Genomic DNA, 1,625 nt, shown 5'->3' with positions numbered 1-1,625 from the left:
CCTTGCTCCAAATTTTTAGCAAATTTTTTTATTAAACTAGCTATAGTAAAGAACATAAATTAAAAAGTTAAATAATTAGAAATCTGAGTTAATTTTTTGCTATAAATTTTTTCCAAAAAACAACTCCTTCTACCCATTGACGTTAAGTCAAGTTTTTAGAGTAACAAACGTAGAATTTTAATCTATTTATTTTAAGCACTTACCTTTTCAAATTGATTAGGTGTAAGATACCCTAAACTTTGATGGATTCGTTTTGAATTATAAAAGGCTTCGATGTACCAGAAAATACTCTGATAGGCTTCTTCAAAGTTCTTATATTTAAATTGATACACCCACTCTCTTTTTAAATGTCCATGCCAAGATTCAAGACTGGCATTATGATAAGGGTATCCCCTTCGACTGAAAGAGTGAGTCATCCCATAATACTTAAGCAACTCTTCATACTCTAGACTCGTATACTGGCTTCCTTGGTCAGAATGAAGAATAACAGCTTCTGGATAGTCTTGTGATTTAATGGCCTTATTTAAAGTTCTTTGCACTAATTCTACAGTCATTCGCTTGCCCAAATCCCAAGCAATGACTTTTTTAGTATAACGATCCATAATGGTTGAGAGATAAGCCCATCCTTGTTGAGTAGGAATATAAGTAATGTCGGTTGACCAAACCTTATTTTTCTTTGTAGGTTCAGTCTGTATGAGATTTTTTCGATTGATGTGATCACTTAGTGAGTATCCAGGCTTAAATTTCTTAATGACTACAGACTTGAGTTGAAGTTGCTTCATTAGCTTCTGTACCAGTTTTAACCCGACTTTTTCCCCTTGTTTAAGTAGAAGATGATGAATTTTAGTAGCACCATAGATTCCTCGGTTAGCATTGAAGAGTTGAGAAATTTTGAGTGACAGGTATTGTCTCCTTAATTGAGTTTTAGATGGATGTCGGTTAATCCGTTCATAATAACTTGATTCAGTAACACCAAGGAGTTGACAGCTTAGTCTGACATTGAGTGCTAAAGTTTGTATGGTTTGAGCCATATCCGCAGCACTCACTTCTTTTTCTCGGCGAATATGGTCAATACTTTTTTTAAGATGTCTCGTTCTTCCTTAACTTTAGCCAGTTGTCTTTTTAATTCTAGAAAATCAGCTTTAGAGACGGAGCTTTCATTAGATTTAGAGTAGAGGTCTATCCATTTATAAATTGTTGCAGGGGCCACGTCGTATTCTTTAGACAGCTGGGTGACGGATTGACCAGAATGATAAAAGGCGATAAGGGTTTCTTTAAATTCTTTTGAGTAGCGTTTTTTCATGTTTTTGTCCTTTGTCTAAATTATACAATAGTGACTCTAAGATTTAAGGATAACATCACTCACAACTTAGGGTTATTAATAGAGGTCAAAATATGAAAATTGGGTATGCACGTGTCAGTACTTTTGAACAAAAATTAGAATCTCAAATTGAAGTTCTGAAAGAAGCAGGAGCAGAAGAAGTTTTCCAAGAAAAATTTACGGGGACTACAGTTGAACGTCCACAATTTAATTTAGTGCTCAAAAAGTTAGCAAATGGCGATACTTTAATTGTGACAAAGTTAGATCGATTAGCCAGGAACACTAAAGAAGTTTTAGAAATTGT

General features: G+C 34.2%; 2 protein-coding genes. One reads left to right on the top strand and one right to left on the bottom strand.

Annotated features, from left to right (window positions below; translation table 11 throughout):
• Positions 1–191: 191 nt before the first annotated feature.
• A protein-coding gene (locus tag ABT114_RS50360) for an IS3-like element IS981 family transposase (protein WP_351154106.1) occupies positions 192–1,303 on the bottom strand; the annotation gives its coding sequence in 2 pieces (ribosomal slippage) (positions 192–1,087 and positions 1,087–1,303; 1,113 coding nt in all).
• Between the two features lie 92 nt (positions 1,304–1,395).
• Here ABT114_RS50360 and ABT114_RS50355 point away from each other — a divergent pair.
• The coding region (locus ABT114_RS50355) for a recombinase family protein (RefSeq protein ID WP_351154104.1) at positions 1,396–1,625 on the top strand (230 nt) is incomplete at its 3' end.

It is taken from the genome of Streptomyces sp. NPDC002088, assembly GCF_040296605.1.
Classification (GTDB): domain Bacteria; phylum Actinomycetota; class Actinomycetes; order Streptomycetales; family Streptomycetaceae; genus Streptomyces.
The sequence above is the reverse complement of the archived record's forward strand: the minus strand, read 5'-3'. Positions and strand labels throughout refer to the sequence as shown.